The organism is Lysinibacillus sp. FSL M8-0134, from assembly GCF_038069745.1.
Lineage (GTDB): Bacteria > Bacillota > Bacilli > Bacillales_A > Planococcaceae > Lysinibacillus > Lysinibacillus irui.
This window is the reverse complement of sequence record NZ_JBBPAJ010000001.1, coordinates 3,772,461-3,796,596: the sequence shown is the minus strand read 5'-3', so window position 1 is coordinate 3,796,596 and position 24,136 is coordinate 3,772,461. Positions and strand designations below refer to the sequence as shown.

General features: G+C 36.7%; 26 protein-coding genes. 14 read left to right on the top strand and 12 right to left on the bottom strand.

The window, feature by feature from the left end:
• Window positions 1–41: 41 nt before the first annotated feature.
• Together thiT and map are read left to right on the top strand one after the other, a co-directional pair.
• Entirely contained in the window at window positions 42–602 is a 561-nt protein-coding gene (thiT, locus tag MKY49_RS19395) for an energy-coupled thiamine transporter ThiT (RefSeq protein ID WP_312507221.1), read from the top strand.
• 281 nt (window positions 603–883) lie between these two features.
• Window positions 884–1,639 (top strand): type I methionyl aminopeptidase, encoded by a 756-nt coding sequence (gene map / locus MKY49_RS19390; RefSeq protein ID WP_274794532.1) that lies wholly within the window; start codon window positions 884–886, stop codon window positions 1,637–1,639.
• Between the two features lie 28 nt (window positions 1,640–1,667).
• Here map and MKY49_RS19385 read toward each other — a convergent pair whose 3' ends face one another.
• Window positions 1,668–2,381, bottom strand: a complete 714-nt coding sequence (locus tag MKY49_RS19385; RefSeq protein ID WP_274794531.1) for a hypothetical protein — start codon at window positions 2,379–2,381, stop codon at window positions 1,668–1,670.
• Between the two features lie 200 nt (window positions 2,382–2,581).
• Between MKY49_RS19385 and MKY49_RS19380 the strand changes: the two genes are divergently transcribed.
• Window positions 2,582–3,385, top strand: coding sequence for a polyphosphate kinase 2 family protein (locus tag MKY49_RS19380; RefSeq protein ID WP_341386877.1), 804 nt, complete (start codon window positions 2,582–2,584; stop codon window positions 3,383–3,385).
• Window positions 3,386–3,603: 218 nt separating this feature from the next.
• Window positions 3,604–4,191, top strand: a complete 588-nt coding sequence (locus MKY49_RS19375; RefSeq protein ID WP_274794529.1) for a GNAT family N-acetyltransferase — start codon at window positions 3,604–3,606, stop codon at window positions 4,189–4,191.
• Window positions 4,192–4,262: 71 nt separating this feature from the next.
• On the opposite strand, the gene MKY49_RS19370 is transcribed toward MKY49_RS19375, so the two are convergent.
• The 3 genes from MKY49_RS19370 to MKY49_RS19360 form a co-directional block, all read right to left on the bottom strand.
• Entirely contained in the window at window positions 4,263–4,826 is a 564-nt protein-coding gene (locus tag MKY49_RS19370) for a beta-class carbonic anhydrase (protein WP_274794527.1), read from the bottom strand.
• A gap of 167 nt (window positions 4,827–4,993) precedes the next feature.
• Window positions 4,994–5,128 (bottom strand): hypothetical protein, encoded by a 135-nt coding sequence (locus MKY49_RS19365; RefSeq protein ID WP_274794526.1) that lies wholly within the window; start codon window positions 5,126–5,128, stop codon window positions 4,994–4,996.
• A gap of 139 nt (window positions 5,129–5,267) precedes the next feature.
• On the bottom strand, window positions 5,268–6,509 hold the full coding sequence (locus tag MKY49_RS19360) for an aminopeptidase (RefSeq protein WP_274794525.1): 1,242 nt from the start codon (window positions 6,507–6,509) through the stop codon (window positions 5,268–5,270).
• Window positions 6,510–6,698: 189 nt separating this feature from the next.
• Between MKY49_RS19360 and motA the strand changes: the two genes are divergently transcribed.
• Together motA and motB are read left to right on the top strand one after the other, a co-directional pair.
• Complete coding sequence (gene motA / locus MKY49_RS19355) at window positions 6,699–7,502, top strand: flagellar motor stator protein MotA (protein ID WP_274794524.1); 804 nt, start codon at window positions 6,699–6,701, stop codon at window positions 7,500–7,502.
• Entirely contained in the window at window positions 7,486–8,250 is a 765-nt protein-coding gene (motB, locus tag MKY49_RS19350; RefSeq protein ID WP_274794523.1) for a flagellar motor protein MotB, read from the top strand. The genes motA and motB overlap by 17 nt, the downstream gene beginning before the upstream one ends.
• A 55-nt stretch (window positions 8,251–8,305) precedes the next feature.
• On the opposite strand, the gene MKY49_RS19345 is transcribed toward motB, so the two are convergent.
• Complete coding sequence (locus MKY49_RS19345; protein ID WP_036123318.1) at window positions 8,306–8,527, bottom strand: DUF1128 domain-containing protein; 222 nt, start codon at window positions 8,525–8,527, stop codon at window positions 8,306–8,308.
• Window positions 8,528–8,704: 177 nt separating this feature from the next.
• Here MKY49_RS19345 and MKY49_RS19340 point away from each other — a divergent pair, with 177 nt between their 5' ends.
• Window positions 8,705–9,031 carry a YtxH domain-containing protein gene (locus MKY49_RS19340; protein ID WP_274794522.1) on the top strand — a complete coding sequence of 109 codons (327 nt, stop codon included), beginning with the start codon at window positions 8,705–8,707 and terminating at the stop codon, window positions 9,029–9,031.
• A gap of 22 nt (window positions 9,032–9,053) precedes the next feature.
• Entirely contained in the window at window positions 9,054–9,968 is a 915-nt protein-coding gene (locus MKY49_RS19335; RefSeq protein ID WP_274794521.1) for a YihY/virulence factor BrkB family protein, read from the top strand.
• 62 nt (window positions 9,969–10,030) lie between these two features.
• Here MKY49_RS19335 and MKY49_RS19330 read toward each other — a convergent pair.
• From MKY49_RS19330 to MKY49_RS19320, 3 genes are all read right to left on the bottom strand, one after another.
• A protein-coding gene (locus tag MKY49_RS19330; RefSeq protein ID WP_341386955.1) for an IS3 family transposase occupies window positions 10,031–11,361 on the bottom strand; the annotation gives its coding sequence in 2 pieces (ribosomal slippage) (window positions 10,031–10,935 and window positions 10,935–11,361; 1,332 coding nt in all).
• 107 nt (window positions 11,362–11,468) lie between these two features.
• Window positions 11,469–13,373 (bottom strand): heavy metal translocating P-type ATPase, encoded by a 1,905-nt coding sequence (locus tag MKY49_RS19325; RefSeq protein WP_341386876.1) that lies wholly within the window; start codon window positions 13,371–13,373, stop codon window positions 11,469–11,471.
• Window positions 13,374–13,662: 289 nt separating this feature from the next.
• Window positions 13,663–15,201, bottom strand: coding sequence for a fumarate hydratase (locus MKY49_RS19320; RefSeq protein ID WP_274794519.1), 1,539 nt, complete (start codon window positions 15,199–15,201; stop codon window positions 13,663–13,665).
• Between the two features lie 190 nt (window positions 15,202–15,391).
• Between MKY49_RS19320 and MKY49_RS19315 the strand changes: the two genes are divergently transcribed.
• The gene (locus MKY49_RS19315; protein WP_341386875.1) at window positions 15,392–16,192 is read left to right on the top strand and encodes a YwqG family protein; all 801 of its coding nucleotides are present in this window, start codon (window positions 15,392–15,394) and stop codon (window positions 16,190–16,192) included.
• Between the two features lie 118 nt (window positions 16,193–16,310).
• Here MKY49_RS19315 and MKY49_RS19310 read toward each other — a convergent pair whose 3' ends face one another.
• Window positions 16,311–16,496, bottom strand: a complete 186-nt coding sequence (locus MKY49_RS19310; RefSeq protein WP_274794517.1) for an SE1561 family protein — start codon at window positions 16,494–16,496, stop codon at window positions 16,311–16,313.
• 369 nt (window positions 16,497–16,865) lie between these two features.
• Between MKY49_RS19310 and MKY49_RS19305 the strand changes: the two genes are divergently transcribed.
• Window positions 16,866–18,050: an MFS transporter gene (locus MKY49_RS19305; protein ID WP_312507503.1), complete on the top strand. Its 1,185-nt coding sequence runs from the start codon at window positions 16,866–16,868 to the stop codon at window positions 18,048–18,050.
• 239 nt (window positions 18,051–18,289) lie between these two features.
• Window positions 18,290–18,925 (top strand): hypothetical protein, encoded by a 636-nt coding sequence (locus MKY49_RS19300; protein WP_274794515.1) that lies wholly within the window; start codon window positions 18,290–18,292, stop codon window positions 18,923–18,925.
• Between the two features lie 333 nt (window positions 18,926–19,258).
• Here the strand turns inward: MKY49_RS19300 and rlmD are convergent, their stop codons facing one another.
• The 3 genes from rlmD to MKY49_RS19285 are packed head-to-tail and all read right to left on the bottom strand — an operon-like array spanning window position 19,259 to window position 22,465.
• A complete protein-coding gene (gene rlmD, locus MKY49_RS19295; RefSeq protein WP_274794514.1) occupies window positions 19,259–20,638 on the bottom strand; it encodes a 23S rRNA (uracil(1939)-C(5))-methyltransferase RlmD in 1,380 nt (459 codons plus the stop codon).
• A gap of 37 nt (window positions 20,639–20,675) precedes the next feature.
• Complete coding sequence (locus tag MKY49_RS19290) at window positions 20,676–21,500, bottom strand: polysaccharide deacetylase family protein (RefSeq protein WP_274794513.1); 825 nt, start codon at window positions 21,498–21,500, stop codon at window positions 20,676–20,678.
• Between the two features lie 56 nt (window positions 21,501–21,556).
• Window positions 21,557–22,465 (bottom strand): TIGR01777 family oxidoreductase, encoded by a 909-nt coding sequence (locus MKY49_RS19285; RefSeq protein WP_341386874.1) that lies wholly within the window; start codon window positions 22,463–22,465, stop codon window positions 21,557–21,559.
• A gap of 254 nt (window positions 22,466–22,719) precedes the next feature.
• Between MKY49_RS19285 and recX the strand changes: the two genes are divergently transcribed.
• From recX to MKY49_RS19270, 3 genes are read left to right on the top strand one after another with little or no spacing between them, the layout of a single operon-like run.
• Complete coding sequence (gene recX / locus MKY49_RS19280) at window positions 22,720–23,523, top strand: recombination regulator RecX (protein WP_274794511.1); 804 nt, start codon at window positions 22,720–22,722, stop codon at window positions 23,521–23,523.
• Complete coding sequence (locus MKY49_RS19275) at window positions 23,520–23,849, top strand: YfhH family protein (RefSeq protein ID WP_274794510.1); 330 nt, start codon at window positions 23,520–23,522, stop codon at window positions 23,847–23,849. The genes recX and MKY49_RS19275 overlap by 4 nt, the downstream gene beginning before the upstream one ends.
• Window positions 23,850–24,119 (top strand): YfhJ family protein, encoded by a 270-nt coding sequence (locus tag MKY49_RS19270; RefSeq protein WP_274794509.1) that lies wholly within the window; start codon window positions 23,850–23,852, stop codon window positions 24,117–24,119.
• Window positions 24,120–24,136 lie beyond the last annotated feature (17 nt).

Genomic DNA, 24,136 nt, shown 5'->3' with positions numbered 1-24,136 from the left:
CTGCTCTTGTATCCTACATCGGAACAAAGGAGAGAATATGTATGGACAAAAAAAGACTATTAATGCTTGTGGAGATTGCGATATTTGCAGCGATTGGCCTTGTGCTCGATCAAGTATCCTTTAAAGTATGGGCACAAGGTGGCTCTGTTAGTCTTGTCATGGTGCCTATTATGTTAATTGCATTTCGTTGGGGCTTAGTTGCTGGGCTAACAACGGGATTACTTGTGGGTGTTATGCAAACCATGTTTGGTGCTTATATTGTGCACTGGCTTCAAGGATTATTGGATTATGGTGTTGCCTTTACAGTTGTAGGATTAGCAGCGGTTGTACGTGGACCTGTGTTGGATGCTGCAAAAAATATGAACAAAACGAAAATGGCACTTTACATTATCGTAGGTACTGTTTTTGCAGGCTTTTTACGATACGCAGCACATACAATTGCTGGAGCTGTATTTTTTGCAGAGTATGCGGGTGATCAAAATGCATGGATCTATTCTATCATTTATAATGGTACATATATGTTGCCAGCAACCATTTTAACGGCAATTGTAGGCGTGCTTTTATTCACAGCCGCTCCACAATTAATGCAAAGAAAAGCATAATAAAAGTTTCCTCAAATGATTTATTGTAAAAGGGTATAAAAGCTTTTCGTTCTATACTACTTGATGATATTCGCTTTCGCACAGAATCATTAGCAAAATTATCAACTTTTTTCAACAACAAGCAAGTCCCTTCACTCATGTGAAGGGACTTTTGGTCATGAATAGCTCGTTTAGCACTTTGCATTGTAGGAAAGCATACAATATTTAAAGCGTTTATCGTTATACGCATAAAAAGTTATGTTATATTAAAGAATAGATATTAGATGAAAGGGACGTTATACATGATTGTAAAAACGCAAGAAGAGATTGAAGCTTTTAAAAAAATTGGACGCATTTGTGCCGAAATTCGTGAAGCCATGAAAGCAGCAACAAAACCAGGTGTTACAACACTTGAGCTAGATGAAATTGCTGGCCGCATGTTTGCAGAGGCTGGTGCTATTTCTGGACCTAAGGGGGAATATGATTTCCCAGGATATACATGTATTAGTGTCAATGAAGAAGTGGCACATGGTATTCCAGGAAAACGTGTTATTCAAGAAGGGGATATTGTGAATATCGATGTTTCTGGGTCATTAAATGGATACTTTGCAGATACTGGCATTTCATTTGTTGTTGGTGAGGGTTATGAGGACAAAGAAAAACTATGCCGAGTTGCTAAAAGTGCTTTTGATCGAGCAATGACAAAGGTTAAAGCTGGGTCTAAATTAAATCAAATAGGTAAAGCGGTTGAACGAGAGGCGAATGCTAATGGTTTAACTGTTATTATGAATTTAACAGGACATGGCTTAGGTCAATCTTTACATGATGAGCCTAATCATATTTTAAATTATTATGATGCATGGGATTCTACGATTATGAAAGAAGGAATGGTGCTTGCTGTTGAGCCATTTATCTCAGCAAAAGCAGAGCATATTGTAGAAGCTGGTGATGGTTGGACATTTGTTACACCTGATAAATCGCTTGTAGCTCAAATTGAACATTCAGTTATTGTCACTAAAGATAAACCAATTATTTTAACTTCCTTAGATGAAGAATAGGATATAATTTAAAATCCTGCTAACCAATTTATTTTTGGTGGGCAGGATTTTTTTTAATAAATAAAATACCAACAAAGAGAACACCACATAAAAATAAGGCGGCAGTTGTTACAAGAAGCTCATCAAAACCATTATGTAAAGCGATTCCTAAATAAGCCCAAATAAAAACACTCGGATACATGGTATCAAAGTGATGAAAGCGGATATGTAGTGCAATAGCTCCACCAAGTGTCAGTAAAATTACTGCCCAAAGAGGAGTGCTAAGACCAAAGCCGTTCCAACCATAAGCCGTTAACGTAAAGCTACTATTCGTAATCAAGATAAATGTCATCCATGCAAAATAAATGGAGAAAGGAATACGACCTGACAACGCTTTGTCGTGAAGAGAGTACGTATTATACAACATAAATAAGTACAAGACCAAAAGCAAGGTGATGCCAAGAGAAACAATAAATAACTCATGATGCCATACATATATCGTTAAGGCTTGCAAAATATTTATGCAACTAAAGAGAGCAGACTGTTTCATAGATGTCTTTTTAATGTTCACCAATAACCAATAGCCAATTAATAAATAAATGACAATCCATATTGCATGACTAATATCAACTGGTGCAAATACTACAGAAAACCGATTAGAAATTTCTAGAGAAGATTGACCGTTTATTTTCATGAAAAAGGATAAAAAGGTTAGGATGAATGAGACAAGATAAGAGATTGTCATCAAGATAAACCGAGGCATGATTTCCTCTCCCTTCGTGTTTAGATTGTATAGGGAAAAGACAAATAAGTATAGTACTGTCACTTTTTTTATTATAACGGAAATTTCCAACAATGTATCGTGTTGTTTTGCTAATAATCACTACAATTTACCATCTCAATAGGCATCTATATTTTTCTTTAGTACAATGGGATTATCTACATAAAAGGAGTGAAGTTTCATTGGCACAAAATTTAAAAAATCTAGACTTATCGATTGAACTAGATAAAAAAATGTATAAAAAGAAATTAAAAGTACTCCAATATGAAATGTTAAATGCCCAACAGTTTTTATTAAAAAACAAAATTGGTTTAATTTTGGTATTTGAAGGAATGGATGCCGCTGGTAAAGGTGGCGCTATTAAACGACTAATTGAACGTCTCGATCCACGAGGTTATGTTGTACACCCTATTTCAGCTCCACAGCCTCATGAATTGCGCTATAACTATTTACAAAGATTCTGGAGAAAGTTACCGCAGCATGGGCAAATCGCTATTTTTGATCGTTCTTGGTATGGTCGTGTATTAGTAGAACGTATCGAAGGATTCGCATCGAAGGATGAATGGTCTCGTGCGTATGAAGAAATCAATAACTTCGAGAAAATTTTAACTGCAGGAGATTACATAATCATTAAGTTTTGGCTTCATGTATCAGATGAAGAACAATTAAAACGCTTTAAAGAACGGGAACAAAACCCTTATAAATCTTGGAAGCTAACAGACGAAGATTGGCGAAATCGTGAAAAAACACCACAGTATATTGAAGCGGCAAATGAAATGTTTGAAAAGACTGATAAAAAGGATACTCCATGGATCTTAGTTGCTGGTGATGATAAAAAGCACGCCCGTGTACAGGTGCTGCAGGAAACCATTGCACATATTGAACGAGAGGCTCTAAAACGTGGTCTCCATTTAACAAATGTATTAGATAATGGCCAACTAGAGGATGCTGATTCGTCCAGTTTAGAAATTGGGGACGAGAAGTAAGAACCAAATCAAAATAATGAATTGTGCTGCTATGAAATAGGACATGAGTTGTTTTAGTTGTAGCAGCATCTTTTCTTACATACAATGAAATAAACTAAATGTTCAACCTTTGAAATGTAGCGAATGAAAACCATTTTTTAAGCTATGTTAAATTCAAAGTAGTGATGTTACCAGAATGATGAATGTACTGATATTTATTGGAAGGCTAGTGTGGAGAAATGGTGCTTAAAATTTGGAATCTATTAAGAAAAAAGGGTGGGAATGTGGTAACGATAAAGGGAGAAAAATGCTACATCCGCACATTCCAAGAAAAAGATGCACGAAGTTTAACGGGTCTCGTAAGCCGAAATAAATACTTTTGGTCTATTTACGAGCCACTACAAAGACCAGAATATTATACAATTGACGCTCAATACAAAAAAATTCAAGAAAGTCTCTATTTGATGGAGTCAAAGCGAGAATATACTTTTGGTATTTTTGAGCATGGTACAAACAATCTAATAGGACATATTGCACTTTATGCTGTAAAACGCTTACCATACTCAAGTGCATTTGTTGGCTATGCGATGGATGAAATTTATGTAGGGAAGGGAATCGTCACAGAGGCCGTAAATATGGTGGTACGATTCGCGTTCGATCAAATAGGCCTACATCGTGTAGAGGCATATGTTTCTACTCAAAATGCACCTTCTATGCGCGTATTAGAGAAAGCAGGGTTTCAACAGGAAGGTCTGTTAAGAAAGCTGTTGTATATAAATGGTCAATGGGTAGATCATTTTATATATGCACGTTTAGAGGATGAATAATTAGAGAGGTGCCTATCTTTCGTTATGGAGAAAGATAGGCACCTTATTAGTTGTAAATCAAAAGGTAATGACTATTGTTTATTACCATCTTCAATTAAATCTAGATGACCTGTATTTGGATCGATAATGAGGCCATGAACAGGTACATCTTTCACCATTAGCGGGTGATTACGAATTGTATCAACACTTTTTTTAACACTTGTCGCTACATCACCAAAACCACGTAAAAACTCTTTTAAGTCAAAACCGGAATATTCTAGCATATTAATTGTTTTTGGATCAATACCTCTTTTAATCATTTCACTTAACATTGCTTCGGGATCAACTGCACTCATACCACAGTCATAATGCCCAACGACATAAACTTCATCTGCTTGTAGGCCATAAACAGCAACCAATAAACTACGCATAACTGCGCCGAAAGGATGGCTAACTAAAGCGCCAGCACTTTTCACAATTTTAACATCGCCATTACGTAAATTCATTGCTTTCGGTAAAAGCTCTACAAGTCGAGTATCCATACAAGATAAAACAACAATACGTTTATCAGGATATTTTGTAGTGATGAATGGTTCATATTTTTTTTCTTCGACAAACACTTTGTTAAACTCTAAAATATCTTGTAACATTGTCATGAAAATTGCTCCCTTCCTTACAAAAAATATTTTAGAGCAAAATTTTAAATATGCAAACTATAAAGACTTTATTCAGATAATTTTTACAATAAAGGAGCAACTTCATACATTTTTAAATTGTAGGCTATAAAAAAACAGCTACCTTTATAGTAGCTGTTTTTTATACATTAGAATTTTTCGTTTGGCTTTGGATCTACAGTTACTGAAGACTTGCTATCTAAACCAACTTGTAGGTAGTGGATGAAGAATGCCATAGAAATTAATAAAACTACTGTAAAGCCAAGAACAGTTGTAATGAACATTATTAGAGCTCCTCTCTACTTAAATGATCTATTAATTACCCTAAAACAATTATACAATAGGTTCCTAGTAAAATCTAAGGATAATTTATGACAACCTTAACATAGTTAGCCTAGAATACTAGTAGTAGGAATGGATTATTTAGAATGCCCAATTTCCATCTCTGAATATAGGTTCTTTTTGACCATCGTTAGTAATTCCGTCTATATTCATTTTGTTCGAACCAATCATAAAATCAACATGAGTCAAGCTTTGGTTAAGTCCATGTGCACTTAATTCCTCAGTAGTCATTTCTTTACCACCCTCTATACAAAATGCATAAGCACTTCCGATGGCTAAATGATTGGAGGCATTCTCATCGAATAATGTATTGTAAAATAACAAATTAGATTGTGAAATAGGTGATGCATGTGGTACTAATGCTATTTCACCAAGGTAATGAGCTCCCTCATCCGTTTCAACTAGAGCAGCTAAAATGTCTTGCCCTTGCTCAGCCTTGATGTCAATGATACGACCATCTTTAAATGTTAATGTAAAATGATCGATAATATTGCCGCCGTAGCTTAATGGCTTAGTGCTTGTTACATAGCCATTAACACCTGTTTTTAACGGTGCAGTAAAAATTTCTTCTGTAGGCATATTGGCCATAAATGCCTGGCCTTGTATGTTGATACTACTCCCACCTGTCCATATGTGATGTGCAGGTAGCTCAATCATGAGGTCAGTGCCTGGAGCAGTATAGTGAAGTGACTTATATTGCTTTGAGTTTAAATAGTCGGCTTTGCTATGTAATTCCTGATCATGAGCATGCCAAGCTTCAACAGACTGTTCAACGTCAATACGTGTCGCTGCAAAGATCGCTTCCCATAAGGCATCGATTTGTTGCTCTTCTGGTAAATTAGGGAAAACCTTTGCTGCCCAAGCCTTAGAAGGTGCAGCAATCACTGACCAGCTAAATTTATCTGCTTGTAGCCATTGATAATAGTTAGCCAATGCTTGACCAGATGCTTTTTGAAAGGCCATGATTCTGTCTCGTTCTATACCTTTTAATAAATCTGGGTTTTGTGAACTAATGCTTAAGAATGCAGCTCCATGATCCGCCAACCATTCACGCTCTTGTACTTTCCAAGGAGGGAAGAAATCAAATGAGTCTTTTGGTGCTCCTTCATAGCGAGCGCGTACAAGTTCGTCATCTGATAAATCGACGAATACTTGCTTTGCACCATTTTTATAAGCAATTTTAGTAATTATTTGTGCTAATTTTAAGTTATCGGTCGAACAGCTTATATAAAGATATTGATCTTTTTGGATATTTACTCCTACTTTTACCGCCAATTCAGCATATTTTATTAATTTTGTGTCGAATGATAATAACAAATTCATATCCCCTTTCGAAATAAGACAGTTTAGTGTAATATTCTTAATTCAATATAATCAAAAATGGTCGAAATGTGAATAAAAAGCATTAATTTCATCGAAAAATAAGTGAAATACATTTATACTACATTTATATATTTAAATTATGGAAAAACAGCCGAAATTAACATTATTAGTAGATTTGGAGGTTCTAGGATGGATAAGTCATCAGTTATAGGGTTGATAATTGCGTTAATAGCGCTGTTAGTAGGGATGGTCATGAAGGGTGTAAGTTTATCTGCATTTTATAACCCAGCAGCCATTCTAATTATCATTTTTGGTACTATTTCCGCAGTAACAATTGCCTTTCCTATGAAGGAGTTAAAGCGTGTACCAAAGCTATTTAAAATTCTTTTTAAAGAAACTAAATTAGCAGATGATATAGAAATTATTAAAATGTTTTCACAATGGGCTGATTTAGCTCGTCGTGAAGGATTATTAGCGCTAGAAAGTAAAGCTTCGGAAATTGAAGACCCATTTTTAAAAAATGGTCTTACATTAGCAATTGATGGTCAAAATGCTGATTACATTCGTGACGTACTTACGGAAGAAGTAGAGGCAATGGAAGAGCGTCATGCTAGTGGTTCTGCTATCTTTACGCAAGCAGGTACATATGCACCTACTCTAGGGGTTCTTGGTGCAGTAGTAGGGTTAATTGCCGCATTGGCAGATATGAACGATATTGAAAAACTTGGACATGCTATTTCGGCAGCCTTCATGGCTACATTACTCGGTATCTTTACTGGTTATGTGTTATGGCACCCATTTGCAAACAAATTAAAGCGTAAGTCTGCTTTAGAAGTAAAACAAAAGAGAATGATGATTGAGGGTATCCTTTCAGTATTAGAAGGGGAGGCTCCACGTGTTATTGAACAGAAATTATCATCATACTTAACGATGGAAGAACGTCGTCAAATTTCTGGTGAAAGCGGGGCGGGTGGCCTTGGCAAAGAAAGCTAAGAAAAAAAAGCATGATGAGCATATTGATGAATCTTGGTTAGTACCATATGCAGATATCTTAACGCTGCTCTTAGCGGTGTTTATTATTTTATTTGCTTCAAGTTCAGTCGACCAAGAAAAGTTAGATAGAATGTCAGCAGTATTTAATCAAGTATTTGAAGGTGGAACAAGCTTTTTAGAGCAACCAGCACCAGTACCAACTCCAAATGCGGACAGCGACCAAACACCACAGCAAAATTCAGCCTATTTAAAAGATCAGCAAGAGCTAGCAGCTATTAAAGATAGTGTGGATAACTTTATTGCCGTCAATGAAATGGAAGAACAATTTGCAACAGAGATGACGGATGAAGGGTTACTTGTGACAATTCGAGATAGTATTTTATTTGATCCTGGTCAAGCAACGATTAAACCAGAATATATTCCAATTGCCAAAGAGCTTGCAGATGTACTAGTGTCTAATCCGCCACGTAACATTGTCATTACGGGTCATACGGATAATGTGCCAGCTGGACCTAATTTCTCATCAAATTTAGAGTTGTCCTTAATGCGTGCATCCAATTTTTACATGGTATTATTGGATAGTAATTCACAATTAAAATCGGAGAACTTTAGTGCGAAGGGTTATGGTGAAAACCGAGCAATTGCACCGAATGATACAGCAGAGGGTCGTGCACAGAATCGTCGTGTTGAGGTGCTCATCCAGCCATTAGTGACTGAGGATGGTTCGGAAGCTAAAAATACACAATAAAAAAAGGCTATTAGCAACAGACAAAATGTCTCTTGCTAATGGCCTTTTTATTGACTTATTTACGTAAAGATCCTAATTCAGCGACAATTGCTTGCATTTCACTTGGGCTAAATGTTTCTCTTTTCATAACCATTTCATATAAATACACTAAATCTTCATAATTTGCTTCATCGAAGTGTTCCGATTTCATCGCATCGACATTCACCATGCGAAGCTTGTCTTTCATTTGATCAACCATATAAACAACGTTTTCTTTAGATGGAACTGATAAATCCATTTTTTACCCTACCTTTCGTTCTCCTCGCACATATCATTTCATTGAATAAAAAAAATGTCAACTCCGTATTTGGGCATTGCTTTAAAAATAGACTGTTATTGGGTAGAATAAGGGCAGTAGACTGTTTATTTATGAAATAATAGGGAATATGCAATTACACAAGCAGGGGGTTTTAATATGGGTCAAAGTAAATTATTAGCATCTATCGTGGCAGGAGCAGCAGTTGGTGCTGCATTAAGTATGCTAGATCGTACAACTCGGGAAAAAACAATTGCCACAACTAAAAAAATGAAGGAAGCCATTTCTTATTATGCAACCAATCGAGAAGAATTACAGGATTTAGTTGAGGAAAAGGTATTAGCTGCGAAGGTACTTTGTGAAAGTGTGTCAGAAAATGTCAACACAATTGCAGAAAAGGTTGATGAATTTAAAGATTTACCTTCTACAATACAGGGAATGATTGAAGACACCAAATCAGCCTTTACTGTACCTCATAAGGAATAAAGGTAGTTTTAGGAGGAATTGTATGGAGAAGAAAAAAGCAACTATGCATAATGCTTTTGGAGTTGTGAAATCGTTCGTCTCTCCTGAAGAGGAAGTGAGTGTGATGACATCCAAAGGCTTTGTCCAAGATTTAATAGGTCGGCTAAAGCGAGTTGAAATATCTGCGCTTGCTGCACAATTGGCTTATTTCTTTTTATTATCGTTCTTCCCCTTACTTATTTTCTTAGTGACGTTATTACCTTATTTAAACTTAAAAACGACACAGGTTTATTCATTTTTAGTGAATGTATTACCAGATGAAGTGTATAAACTGATTGAAAATACGCTGAATGAGATTTTAACAAATAGAAATAGTAGCTTATTGTCGATCGGGGTACTAGGTACAATTTGGTCTGCATCTAAAGGCATTAATGCGCTGATTCGTGCATTAAATAAAGCTTATGATACAGAGGGTAGAGTAGGTATACTAGATAGAGGCTTGTCATTAGTTTTTACAGTCGCTCTCGTTTTTGTTATTGCGATTGCTCTCTTATTGCCTGTATTTGGTCAGCAAATTGGCCATTTCCTATTCTCAATCATTGGAATAGAGGAGCAGTTTGAATCCATTTGGCATAGATTAAGATGGTCCATTCCACCAATACTTATTTTTATCGTTTTAATGGGGATCTACTGGATTGTACCTAATACAAGTCCTCGCTTGAAAATAATGGGCGTTTGGCCAGGAGCGATGTTTGCTACATTCGCTTGGTTAGCAGTCACATATGGTTTCTCTTTTTATATTAATAATTTTGCTAATTATTCTGCTACATATGGTAGTATTGGTGGCGTCATTATTTTAATGCTCTGGCTATATTTTACGGGGATTATCCTTATCTTTGGTGGGATATTAAATGCTACAATGCAGAAAAGGGCACTTCAAAAGGAAATGCTAAAATAAGAAAAAACAGCCTCGCTTCTTGGTACAAGATGATCTGACCCAAAAAAGTTAGACATATTTAGTTAAGCTACTTCTAAGACCTGAGTTCGGTACTCCACCGGGCTTAGGTCTTTTAATTTTGCCTTCATTCGTTTGTGATTGTAATAGTGAATATAGTCATGAAGTTCCTGTTCGAAATGTGCCATGGATTCAAATTCTTGTAGATACAGGAGTTCAGATTTTAATAAGCCAAAGAAATTTTCTATGACTGCGTTATCTAAACAATTGCCCTTACGGGACATACTTTGCGTAATCCCATGTTGTTTTAAGGTTCGTTGATACTTTTTCATTTGATAGTGCCAACCTTGATCCGAATGAAGAACGACTTGATCACCTGATTGAATGCGCTCCAATGCTTGTTCTAGCATATCATGGACGAGGTTATACACTGGACGATTCATTACCGTGTATGCAATAATTTCGCCATTACATAAATCAAGGACTGGTGATAAATAGCGTTTCTCACCAAATAGATGGAACTCTGTCACGTCTGTTACCCATTTCTCGTTCATTTTTTTCGCTGTAAAATCACGTTGTAATATGTTTGGGGCAATTTTTCCGACTTTTCCTTTATACGAACGATATTTCCTCATGCGGACTTCACATTTTATGCCAATGGCATTCATCAAACCGTTAATCGTTTTGGGATCATGAACAATGCCGTATTTTTTAAGTTCTTTAGCAATCCGACGATAGCCATAACGTCCCTTATGTTCATGATAAATGGACTGAATTGCGACTTTCACATCAGCGTATTTATCAGTACGATTCAAACGCTTTTCCCAGTAATAATACGTACTACGTGGAATATCAGCGACTTTGATTAATTCCACCACTTCATAGATTTCCTTTAGTTCGTAAATTACTTGCGCTTTGATTTGGTTGGTAATTTTTCTTTCATTTGAACTAAAGTATTCAACTTTTTTAAGTAGGCATTCTCCATTTCTAATTGTTTAATACGTGCTGTTAACGCCTCAACAGACCCTTCAGCTGGTATTGATTTCGTTGTTCTTTTTGTGTCTTTTTTCATGGATGGACGCCCCTTTTTCTTGGAAACAAGAGCATCATAACCACCAACTTCAAACTTTAATTTCCAACCCCGAATTAAGCCAGAAGATGAAATATTAAAGAGAGCAGCTGTATCAACTGAAGATGTACCTGTCTCGTTCATATAATTTAGTACATTCATTTTATAGTCAGCTGAATAGTTTGTATAGGACTTTAAGAAAGTCTCTACACCATTTTTTTGATATCGGCGAACCCATTCACTTACAACCCTTTTTGTCACTCCGATGTCTTCTGCGATTTCAATCATAGATTCATCTCCATTTAAGTATCTCTGGACTGCTTGAATACGTTGTTCAGCCTTACTTTTGCCATAAAAAAACCCCCGTAAAAGTTAGATTGGTGTCTAACTTTTACGGGGCAGTTCAAAGATGAGCGGGGCTGTTTTATGTTAGCCTAGACATTTTTATTAAGCATGCGTAAACCGTTTAATATTACTAGAATTGTACTACCCTCATGGCCAATTACACCTAAAGGTAAGTCGACTACTTGTAAGAAGTTTGAGGCGATTAATAGGACAATAACTCCAATTGAAAAGAATATATTTTGTTTTATTATTCGCTGCATTTTTCGTGATAGGCGAACAGCATAAGCGATTTTAGATAAGTCATTTTTCATTAGCACGACATCTGCTGTTTCTAGTGCAACGTCTGTGCCTTCACCCATAGCAATCCCTGTAGTTGCAGTAGCAAGCGCAGGAGCATCATTAATACCATCGCCGACCATACCAACAAATTGATGTTGGGTAAGTAATCGTTTCATTTCAGTTACCTTTGTTTCAGGCAGACATTCTGCAACATATTCCGTAACGCCAGCTTCTTGAGCAATCACTTTAGCCGTTTTTTCATTGTCGCCTGTTAGCATTACCACTTGGATACCAAGCTCTTTTAATAAAGTGACAGCTTTCTTAGCTTCGGAGCGTACAGTATCTTTTAATGCTGCTAATGCAACAATTCCATGTTCATCGCGAATGAAAATAACTGTTTTTCCTTCTGCTGCCAGCTTAGTCACTGCGCCGTTTGCAAAATCATTGGCAAGTTGCGCATCCACAAACTCTGGTTTTCCTACTTGATATTCCTTGTTTTGAATTGTTCCTTTCATACCCCAGCCTGGAATATCCTCTATTGTTGCTTGAGGCAAGGCATTAATGCCTTGAGCCTTAGCATACGAGGTAATGGCTTGGGCAAGTGGATGATTGGATTGAGATTCAATCCCTGCAAGAATGGCTAAAGCCTTAGCACGATCTTCACCATCTCGGACAATGAAATCTGTAACTTCGGGTTTACCTTGTGTTAAAGTACCTGTTTTATCAACTGCTAATGCACGTAAAACACTGAGATGTTCTAAATGTAAACCACCTTTAAATAGGACACCATTTTTTGCACCATTAGAGATTGCTGCTAATGTAGCAGGCATGATGGATGCAACAAGTGCACATGGCGAGGCAACTACCAATAACACCATTGCTCGGTAAAATGTTGTTGTCCAGTCCCAACCAAGTAAAAAGTGGGGAAGGAACATCATAATGGCAACAGCTAATAATACAAATTTTACATAAGTCCCTTCAAATTTCTCAATAAATTGCTGAGAGGGTGATTTTTCACTTTGTGCACTTTGAACAAGTTGTATAATTTTTTGGAATAGTGTTTCTGAATTAGCTTTTGTCATTTCCATCGTAATAGCACCATTTAAGTTAACTGTGCCTGCAAATACTTCATCACCTTCGTTTTTTAAAACAGGTAATGGCTCACCGCTAATCGCAGATTCATCAATGGAAGACTGCCCTTTGAAAATAACCCCATCTGCTGGAATGCGTTCTCCAGGTTTAATAAGTAAATGATCACCGATTTGTAACGTTGAGACTGACACCTTCATTGGCTCAAAACCGCCTCGCACTAACCAAGCTTCTTCTGGCTGTAAGTTCATAAGGGCTGATATTTCACGGTGACTTTTATTCATGGCATATGTTTCAAGAGCACCACTTACAGCAAAGATAAAAATAAGAATAGCTCCCTCTATCCAATAGCCTATTGCTGCCGAACCAATGGCGGCTAATACCATTAGTAGTTCCACATTAAGTTTCCGATCTTCAATCGTTTCTTCAATACCTTCTTTGGCCTTTGCAAAACCACCTACACAAAACGCTATTAAATACAGTAGAACTGATGCAGTTGTTTGTCCGCTTGTATCTAAACGCCAAGCAAGTAAAATAAAAATGCCGGCCATAAGAGCAGCGATTAATTCAGCATGCTCCTTAATTTTCTCAATTAAATTTATATTTTCTCGATTAGAGTATTCCATTCATATCCCTCCTGATAATGAAAATCAATATCAAAACCTCTATAAATAAGTGTTTATTCAGTGGTTTTAATTGAAAATAGATTTCAATTACCATCTATTTTATTTAGAATTATTATAACAAAGGAATTTATAAAAATAAAGTAGGAAGTTTGAAGGAGTTTTATGTTGTTCATAAGGCGGTTAGGGGAGTCTGTTTCGAATAAAGAATAAGGCACAGTCTATTCACTAGGAATATTCTGTGCCTTACTAAATTGTGCAGTAAAATAGATCACTGCAACCTTTTATTTAATTAGAAGACTCTTTCAGCATGCAAAGCTAGTTTTTCTAATGATGATTTATCAACATCTGCATGTAATGAGTTACCGTGTGAGTCCATTGTTACAACTGCTGTAAAGTTTTCAACATTTAAGTGCCACATTGCTTCAGGAATACCAAACTCCATTAAATCAACACCGTCAACACCTTTAATGCAGTCTGCGTAGTATTGAGCTGCTCCACCGATAGCGTTCAAGTAAACACCACCATGTTCATTAAGAGCTTTTAATGTTTTTGGTCCCATACCACCTTTACCGATTACAGCACGGATACCAAATTTTTTCATGATATCACCTTGGTATGGTTCCTCACGAATAGATGTCGTTGGACCAGCAGCTTTTACTGTCCAATTACCTTCTTCGTCTTTTGCCATAACAGGTCCACAGTGATAAATAACTTGTCCGTTTAGGTCAACTGGTGCATCGTGGCTCATTAAATGGTGGTGGATAGCGTCACGACCAGTATACATACGACCAGAAATAGAAACGACATCACCAACTTTTAGTGAGCGAATTTGTTCTTCAGTAATTGGTGCAGTAAGCTCTACTACATTTGTTGTTGTATCTTCTGTTGTAGCAGCCACTTCATCTTCTTTGAAGGTAATTTTTTCGCCTTCTTGATAGTGCCATTTAATAATTTCGCCAGTTTGAGGATCAATGTCTACAGCCATGCGGCGGTATGCCCAGCAATTATATGCTACAGATACATAGAAAGAAGCAGGGATACGGTGCATTACGCCGATTTTACATCCTAATAATGTTGCCTCACCACCGAAGCCCATTGTACCGATACCGAATGTATTAGCTGTTTTAACTACATACTCTTCTAATTTTGCAAGATCTGGATTTGGATTTGTATCTTCTACATGACGGAATAATTGTTCTTTTGCTAAATCATAGCCTGAAGAACGATCTCCACCAATACCAACACCAATGAAACCAGCTGAACAGCCTTGCCCTTGAGCTTGGTATACTGAGTGTATAATACATTTACGAATACCGTCTAAGTCACGACCCGCACGACCAAGACCTTCTAGTTCACATGGTAGACTGTATTGTATGTTTTTATTTTCACAGCCGCCACCTTTTAAAATTAACTTAATTGTAATGTAGTCTTTTTCCCATTGTTCAAATTTCATAACTGGTAAACCATCACCAAGGTTATTACCACTGTTTGCACCAGTTAATGAATCCACTGCGTTTGGACGTAATTTTGCATCTGCTGTCGTATCATTGATTGCTTTTTTGATTGCAGCTTTAATTTCTAATTGATTTACGCCAACAGGTGTATAAATTTTGAAAGTTGGAAGTCCTGTATCCTGACAAATTGGTGACACGTTATCTTCTGCCATAATAATATTAGTAGAGATTGTGTCTAAGCTCATTGCTGCACGAGTGCCAGCATTCTCAGCCTCTTTTGCTTTTTTAATAGCACGACGAACATCCTTAGGTAAATTCGTAGATGTTTCAGTAATTAAATCGTAAAGACTTTTCTCCAAAGTTTGTAGATTCATTGGTATTGCCCCCCATAGAAAAATTGATTATTTCCACGTTACATTATACTCTTTTCAACTAATGAAAAAAAGAGTCCTTATCTGAGAGTGTTAAATAAGAGCATATTTTAATAGTATTTTAGTTGAGAGTTGATTTTATAGAACGTTTGTTCTAATATGAAGGAGAATCCACAATTAAGGAGGAACTAGTATGTGTGCTAAAACGTTACTTGAGTTACCCGAGAAAATTGAACAATATAGACCGTTAATAGAGGAAACTATGAAACCTGTTGTATTAGTTGATACGGAAATCAGTACAACAACTTTGTTTCAAAGTAAGTTTGCAGGGGATCCTTATTTTCCATTGTCGATGGAGTACCCCAAAAACATCAATGGACAACCATTGAAACTATTAGCTCAAATTAATTTTGCAGAGGTACCTAACCATTTACCAAATTTCCCCGAGGAAGGAATATTGCAGTTTTATATTGATGGGTATGATGACGTTTTAGGAATGGATTTCGATAATGGACAACATCAAGAAGGTTTTCGGGTTATTTTCCATGAAACAATCACGTATGATGAATCGCAACTTGTCCAGGATTTTTCATTTGTCAATATTGAGGATGAGGAAATGTATTTTCCTGTAGAGCGTGAAATGGCATTATCCTTTGAAAAAGGTTTGGAACCATTGTCGATTGATGATTTTAGAAGTAATGACAAGTATGGCAGCATCTTAACTTCTATAGAGGAGGATGAAATGTTAGAGGATGCATTCTATGATGCTTTAACGGGGGATGGTCATAAAATAGGTGGTTATCCGTTCTTTACACAAGAAGATCCAAGAGCATACGGAGATTATACTGACTCTACAATCTTGCTGTTACAAGTAGATAGTATGGGGGATGATATTCTTTGGGGTGATTGTGGTGTTGGTAACTTCTTCATTACAGAGGAAGAACTAAAGAATAAAGATTTTAGCAAAGTATTATATAACTGGGACTGTCATTAAAAACAAGCGAAAATTAAAGCTTTACTAAAGTAAAAAGACTATAGGCAAACTTTTAAATGTTGAAGTTTGCCAATAGTCTTTAGGCGAGTATACATAGTGCTTGTCTATTTACGATTCATTATTGTTCACGAGCATTAAATTGCTCCATTTTATCTTCTAAATCATCCATCATTTGAATTAAACGATCAATATCTTCTAATTCAGCTGTTTCAGGATCAAGGGCATCTAATACTTCTAAAAACATTTCAAGACGCTCTTTTAAATAAGTTACTTGCTGCTTTTTATCAGTGATTGGATTTGACATTCGTACACCTCATTTCATCCCCTTCATCGTAGCTGATTTTAGCTGAAATTTCAATGTTTAGGTAAACACCTAGGACTAAGCGATTAATTTTAAAAATGAAAAGACAGAATATTTACAATATTGTTGATGTATGTTAAAGTTGTTTTAAGATAAAGTAAAGGAGCTGATTGAAAAAATAATTGCAACACTAACTCGAAAAGGAGGGAGTTTAAACAAGTACTCGGTAATAATCAAAAGCCGAAATTCGTGTTTATACAATTAAATGAGGATAAGTATTAGTTAGGCCTTAGCGTAAAATCACATGTGGTGAGCGCTAAGGCTTTTTGGTATGCTGTTCTTTGGAAGAATGACTTGATATTGGAGGGAAAAATGACGTACTTCTCAGATTACAGCAAAAAAAGATTTACCATTTTAGTATTAATTGTATCCATATCAGGCTTTTCACAAGGGATGCTACTACCGCTTATTTCGATCATATTTGAACGTGATGGGGTATCCTCTGCATTGAATGGCTTGAATGCAACAGGCTTATACATAGGAACATTATTAATTTCACCTTTTATTGAGCAGCCTTTACGGAAATGGGGTTACAAACCGATTATTTTAGTTGGTGGAGCACTTGTTTTTGCGTCTTTACTTGCATTTCCCTTATGGAAGAGTGTGACCTTTTGGTTTGTACTTCGTTTACTAATCGGTGTAGGAGATCATGCTTTACACTATGCGACACAAACATGGATTACAAGTACAGCAGATCCTAAAAGTTTAGGGAAAGGCATGGCCATCTATGGTTTATCATTTAGTATAGGCTTTGCAGTTGGGCCACTCTTAGTCAAGCTGATAGAAATTACAGAAGCTTTACCGTTTATCGTCTCATCCATCATGTGCCTATTCGCATGGTCCTTTGTATTTTTCTTACAAAATGAAAAACCAGAGCGACTAACTGGTGACTTAAAAGCAAGAGGATGGCAACGTTATAAAATGGCCATTGTATTTGGTTGGATTGCCTTTTTAGGACCTTTCGTTTATGGGTTTCTGGAGTCTTCACTAAATGCGTTGTTTCCAGTTTATGCTTTACGCAAAGGCTTTGAAGTCGGTATGATTCCTATTATTTTATCTGTCTTTACATTTGGTGGTATTTTGACTCAAGTTCCACTAGGTGCACTAGGCGATAAAATCGGGAGAAGGAACATCTTGCTGATAGGGTCATTTGGGGGTGCTATCATTTTCGGAATTGCAAGCTTTTTAGAGCATTCCCAAATGGCTGTGGCTGTAGCGTTTTTCTTAACGGGTACGTTAGTTGGCTCGATGTTTTCTTTGGGGATTACATTTATGGCGGATTTAACACCAAAGGAGCTTTTACCTACAGGAAATTTACTGTGCGGTATTGCTCTAAGCATTGGTAGCTTAACAGGACCTTTTTTAGGTGGGGTTTATTTAGAATATGTAAAAAATTATAGCTTCCTTTTACTTGTGGCAATGCTATTGCTTGCAGTTGCAATCGTTTTACTAATTTTTGGACGTCAGAAGCATAAAGAACCATCGATGGCAAAATAAAAAGAGCGGGGCTCATCTTCCCGCTCAAAACAAAAAAACGCCCAGCAAATCCGTGCTGTTATGGCGTTTTTTGCGTAACAAGGATGTTCCGTCCAAGTTACATAGGTTTGGCACCTAAAAAGATATTATACAGACATGTTCTTTTGAAATCAATAAAAAATTAAAGGTATATTTTGGACATTGTTAATATTACCATTTATAATAAAAAAATACACTTGCTTAGACAGGGAGATTTTATCATGACTGAAATGAAAAAATTATCTATTCATCGTGCGTTAACAGAATTAAAAATGTTGAATATAAGAATTGAAGCAGCAACAAATGAGGTTAGCTCGGTATTAGCTAATCGAAAAAGTAATAGTAAGATTAATGGTATAGAAATTGGTGAGTATGAAAAACAAATGCAAGCTTCGTATGATAAAGTGATTGGCTTAATTCACTATCGAAATAAAATAAAAGCACTCGTTGTTCAATCTAATGCCCAAACTAAGGTGAAAGTTGGCAAGGAAGAAATGACAGTTGCAGAGGCAATTGAACGAAAGCAATCTATTCAATTTGAAAAGAATTTGCTCGAAGTTATGCAGCATCAATACCGTTCAGCAATTCATACAGTTGCCAAAGAAAATGATGCATTACCAGCCAAGTTGGAAACTTATTTAATTAACATATTAGGCAATAAAGACAAACAATCTCCAGAGGAAGTCAAATTACATACTGAAACATTTATGAAAAGAAATGAGTATGAATTAATCGATCCACTAAACGTCAAAAAACAAATAGAAACATTGAGTAATCGAATTGAAGAATTTGAATCTGAGGTTGATGCTGTTCTATCAGAGTCGAATGCCACAACATTTATTGAAGTACAAGCTTAACGAGATTTGCATGACCTAGCGAAAATGGAAAACGAAAAGTCGCTCGCGCTTGAAGGCATGTGTGCGAGTAAAAACCTTAAACATGCCTTACCCAATGGAAACTTTCAACTAAACTAAATTGAAAGCTTAAAGAGTAAAGATAAAAGTACAAAGCTTACGTCTTAAAGTTCTTTTGGTAAAAGTTCAAAATTCAACATTTAAAAATCTTTTAAATCCTGGGGAAATGGTTAAGGTATCGACTTTTCTAGACCGTCTATCATCCACCAGGCAGCTTGTGCTGTGCTAAATAAAGAAAAGGACGTCTCAATTTTTTTGAGACGTCCTTTTTGCCATTTATTTATTTTTCAATACAAGCTTTGCCACGCATTCCACCTGAGCTGTCTGAGCGAACATGTCAACAGGCTGAATATACTCAACATGATAAAGGTTCGATAATTGTTGTAAGTCCTTAGCTAAAGTCGAAGGGTTACAAGAGGTATAAACAAAACGTTTAGGTTTAAGCTTAAGCACTGTTCGAATAAACTCAGGAGCAAGTCCTGTACGTGGTGGATCTACAGTAATAACATCTGGTGTAAACCCTTCTTTTCTCCATTTAGCTAGGACATTTTCTGCTGTACCAACTGCATATTTAGTATGCTTAAAGCCATGATTACGTGCATTTTTACGTGCATCTTGAATGCTTTCAGGAATGACATCCATCCCACGGACTTCCTTCGCTTGATCTGCTAGCCAAAGTCCAATTGTTCCGACTCCACAATAAGCATCTACAACTGTTTCTTTACCAGTTAAAGCAGCAGCCTTTTTAATTTCATTATAGAGATGAACAGTTTGCGTTGGGTTTAGCTGGAAAAAGGCGCGTGCTGATAAATCAAAGGCCAATTCACCAAGCTCCTCGTGGATTGTTTCTTTACCATCAAGAACAATCGTTTCATCACCAAAGATTAAAGAAGTTTTCTCACGATTTATATTTTGTGCAATGGATACAATGCTAGGATCAATCTTTTTAATACGTGTTATAAGTTCAGTTAAATGAGGAATTTCTTTACGAGTAGTTACAAGTACTACTTGTGTCTCCCCAGTGCGTATACCAGTACGAACTACAATCGTACGAACTAAACCATCAAGCGTACGACCATCGTAAATAGTTATATTCAATTTTTGTAAAATCTTACGTGTTGCAACAGTAATTTTAGAAGTGACGGGGTGCTGAACAAGGCAATCATTTATATTCAATAGCTTGTTACTTCCTTCTGCAAATAAGCCAGCATATACGCGCTTGCCTTCTTTACGCACTTGGAACTGGCTTTTATTACGATAGTGCCAAGGATTATCCATACCAAGTGTTTTCCGTACCTCTACAGTTTCAGCTAATGGTTTTGCATAACGTTCTAATGCTTGAATAACAATATCACGCTTTTCCACTAGCTGTTTGTCATAAGTCATGTGCTGAAGCTGACAGCCACCACATTCGTTGTAAACTGGACAAGGTGCTTCCTGACGGTATTTTGAAGCTTTTCGGATTGATAATATTTCAGCTTCAGCAAAATTACGCTGTGTTTTTGTTACTTGAGCTGTAATTTCTTCTCCAGGAATTGCCCCTTTCACAAATACTACATTACGTTTGTAAAATCCTACACCCTCACCATTAATACCAAGTCTTTTTATTGTTAATGGGAATTTTTGTCCCACGGTCATCGTTGTTTGCTGCGTCAAACGTTCCACGTCCCTGCTTTATAATGTCATCTCCCCATTATAACGAAGGTACAGGGGATTGCAAAGCAACAGGGAAATCATCATATTCTAATACTAAATCGTCAAGTGATAAAAATGTATAGCCTTGTTTTTTTGCTTCTGCAATAAACATTGGTAAAGCTTCAGCATTGTCCTGTGCTACTGTGTGCATTAATATAACCGCTCCAGGATGCAATTGTTCCATTAGTGCATTATAAGCATAATCCGCACCACGACGTTCATCCTTCATCCAATCCTTAAATGCTACAGACCAGAAAATATGACGATAACCTTCTGCATTTCCCACCTCTAACACTTTTGCATTAAAAATACCTTCGGGTGGACGGGCATAAGTTGTGCGGTCAATTCCAGTTAATTCGCGTAGCTTTCCATCGAACTTTTTCCATTCTGCACGCATTCCATCTGGAGAGAGACGAGCCATATTGGGATGACCATAAGAGTGATTCCCGATTGTATGACCATCTTTTACCATGCGTTTCACTAAATCGCTGGCACTGTCTAAATAATGTCCTGTTAAAAAGAAGGTTGCAGGTACATTTTCCTTTTTCAATGTATCCAAAATACTTTCGGTAAAGCCGTTTTCATAGCCATTATCAAATGTTAAATAGGCAATTTTTTTATCCGGCTTTCCTTTGTAAATAGCTCCATATTTATCAAGTAACTGATCAAGCTGCGCTCCTGCCTCTGCCTGCTCCCCATTTTTAGCGCGCTTAAAGCCCCAATGGTGTTCATCAGAACCGGCAGCAAAATTTGGATTAAAGCTAATTCCTGCGGCAATAATAAAAGTAGCGATTACCGCACCTACAATATGTTGTTTCCACATAAAAAACGCATCCTTTCTTTTTCATTAGGATGCGTAAAAAAGCTAGAAATTATCCACTATTTCCGAGCATTTAATATGTCTTCAAGTGCTTGTGTTAAATCAGGATATTGAAATGTAAAATGATGTTTTTCTAAAACTGTTGGGATGACATGTTGCCCCTCTAAAACAAGTTTACTTTGTTCACCGAGAGCTAAACGTATAGCAAAACCTGGCACAGGCATCCAATGACGTCTACCCATGACCTTTGCAAGTGTTTGTCCAAAATCTTTCATTCTCATAGCATTTGGGGCCGTTACATTAAATGGTCCATGGATACTTTCATTCATTATAGCGAAATAAATGGCACGTGCTACGTCATCGATATGTACCCATGACAGCCATTGTTCACCGGAGCCAATAGTTCCACCTACATGCATTTTATACGGTAATAGCATTGGTGGGAGTGCACCATTGTCTCGTCCTAAAATGACACCAAAACGTGCGAGAGCAACCCGAATCCCAAAACGCTCTGCTCGTTTTGCATGGCGTTCCCAATCATGGACGGTTGTTCCCAAAAAGTCAGTTGCATAAGCCGTAAAATCTTCATCATAGATTGCTTCTGTTGAAGTCGGATAAATACCTACCGCACTAGCATTAACAAATACTTTAGGTTTTTTCGTAAGTATTTCCATTATCCGTATTATTTCAAGTGTCGTAGTCATTCGGCTCCAATAGATAGCCTTTTTTTGTCTTTTCGTCCAGCGCCCATTATTTAAAGAAACACCTGCAAGATTAACAAAAACATCTACACCTTCAAATAACTCTACAGAAGGCTGGTGCGGCTGTAGCCATTGTACATAGTGAACGCCATTATCTATTTTTGATTGATGACGTGTTAAGACAAAAAGGTTATGACCATAGTCTTGCAATAGCTTTATAAGGGCTTTTCCAACAAAGCCAGTACCACCTGCAATAACGATTTTCATAACAACACCTCTTTTCGAATAAAAGCTTACTTGTAAGTTTACCATGTAACCGATTAGTGAACATCTGTAGCGTATGGTTTGAAAACGTATGTGTCAGAGGCGCAAAAAATCTTCGCTAATATATAGTACCCATGCAAGCAGAGATAACTACCTAATTAGAGAGGTGAATACCAGTGTACGTAGGCAAAATACTAAAACCAATTATCAAATCCTTTAAAAAGAAATGCTATAATAACTAGAGTGAGGTGTTTGCTATGCGTATGATTACAAAAATTGCACGTCAAAAAAACAATCCTGAGCGCTATAATATTTATTTAAATGAAGAATATGCTTTTCCGGTTGATGAAGCTATTCTCATTCAATTTGGTTTAACAAAGGGGAAAGTACTGGACGAATTTGAAATCCAGGAAATTGCCTATGAGGATGAAATACGTAAGGCATTTAATAAAGGATTAAATTTTTTATCTTATCAAATGCGAAGTGAGCATGAGGTTAAGAAAAAGCTCCTTGCATTAGAATTTGGAGAAGCAGTGGTGTTAGAGGCAATCCAGAAGTTAAAAACATATGGTTTTATCAATGATGAAAATTACTCAAAGGCATTGCTCGATACAAAAAAGGCTACTATGAAAAAAGGGCCAAGAGCGATTAGACAAGATCTTATCAAAAAAGGCATAGATAAAAACTTACAGGATGAGGTGCTTGCTACATATAGTTTCGAAGAACAATTAAACCTAGCTAGCCAGTTAGCCGATAAAATTGTTCGTTCAGAAAACAAAAAAACACCAACACAAGTAAAGGCAAAAATCCAAGACTATCTGTTAAGAAAAGGTTATGCATTTTCTATTGTTGAAGAGGTGCTTAACCAAATAGAGCTTGGACAAGATGAAGACAACTGGCAACAGCTCCTCGATGTTCAAGGCGAAAAAGTTTGGAAAAAGTACGTATCGAAGTATACTGGTTATGAGCTGAAAATGAAAATTAAACAGGCGCTCTATCAAAAGGGTTTTCCTATAGAGGTAATAGATCGTTTTATAGAAGAGAAGGAGAATGAAGAATGAACGAAAAAAATTATGCTGCTATGTCAGAGCATGAACTACGTGAGGAAATAGCTTTTCTAAAAGAAAAAGCACGTAAGGCCGAGCAGCTAGGAATTATCAATGAGTTTGCTGTTTATGAACGCAAAGCCTTAATGGCAGCTGCTTATTTAGTAGATCTGGATACGATTGTACCAGGAGAAATGTATCGTATTGATGGTTCGGATAATGAATTTTTCCAAGTAGATTATCTAAAGGGACGCTTTGCTTGGGGACACCGTTTAGGTGGAAACAAGTATCAAGAAGCATTACCTGTATCTATACTATCCCCTGTAAAGGTGGGAAAGTAAGTGGAAGATAAAATTGAAAAATTGACAGCTGAGTTGCTGGCAAAAAATCCGCAAATGTCAGTGGGCCGAGCACGTGTTTGGGTTGAACTGTTATGGAGTGACTTTGAATCAACAGCTGCCAAAGCAGGATACGCTTATCGAGGCGCAGATTATACAGAAAATCTAGTACGCCAATTAATTACAAGCTATGGTGATAAACTCCATACCTTTGCAGGACGCAATCCAAAGTACTCTCATTTATTAGATGCTAGTGATGATATGATCCAATAAGAAAACCCTGATCACTA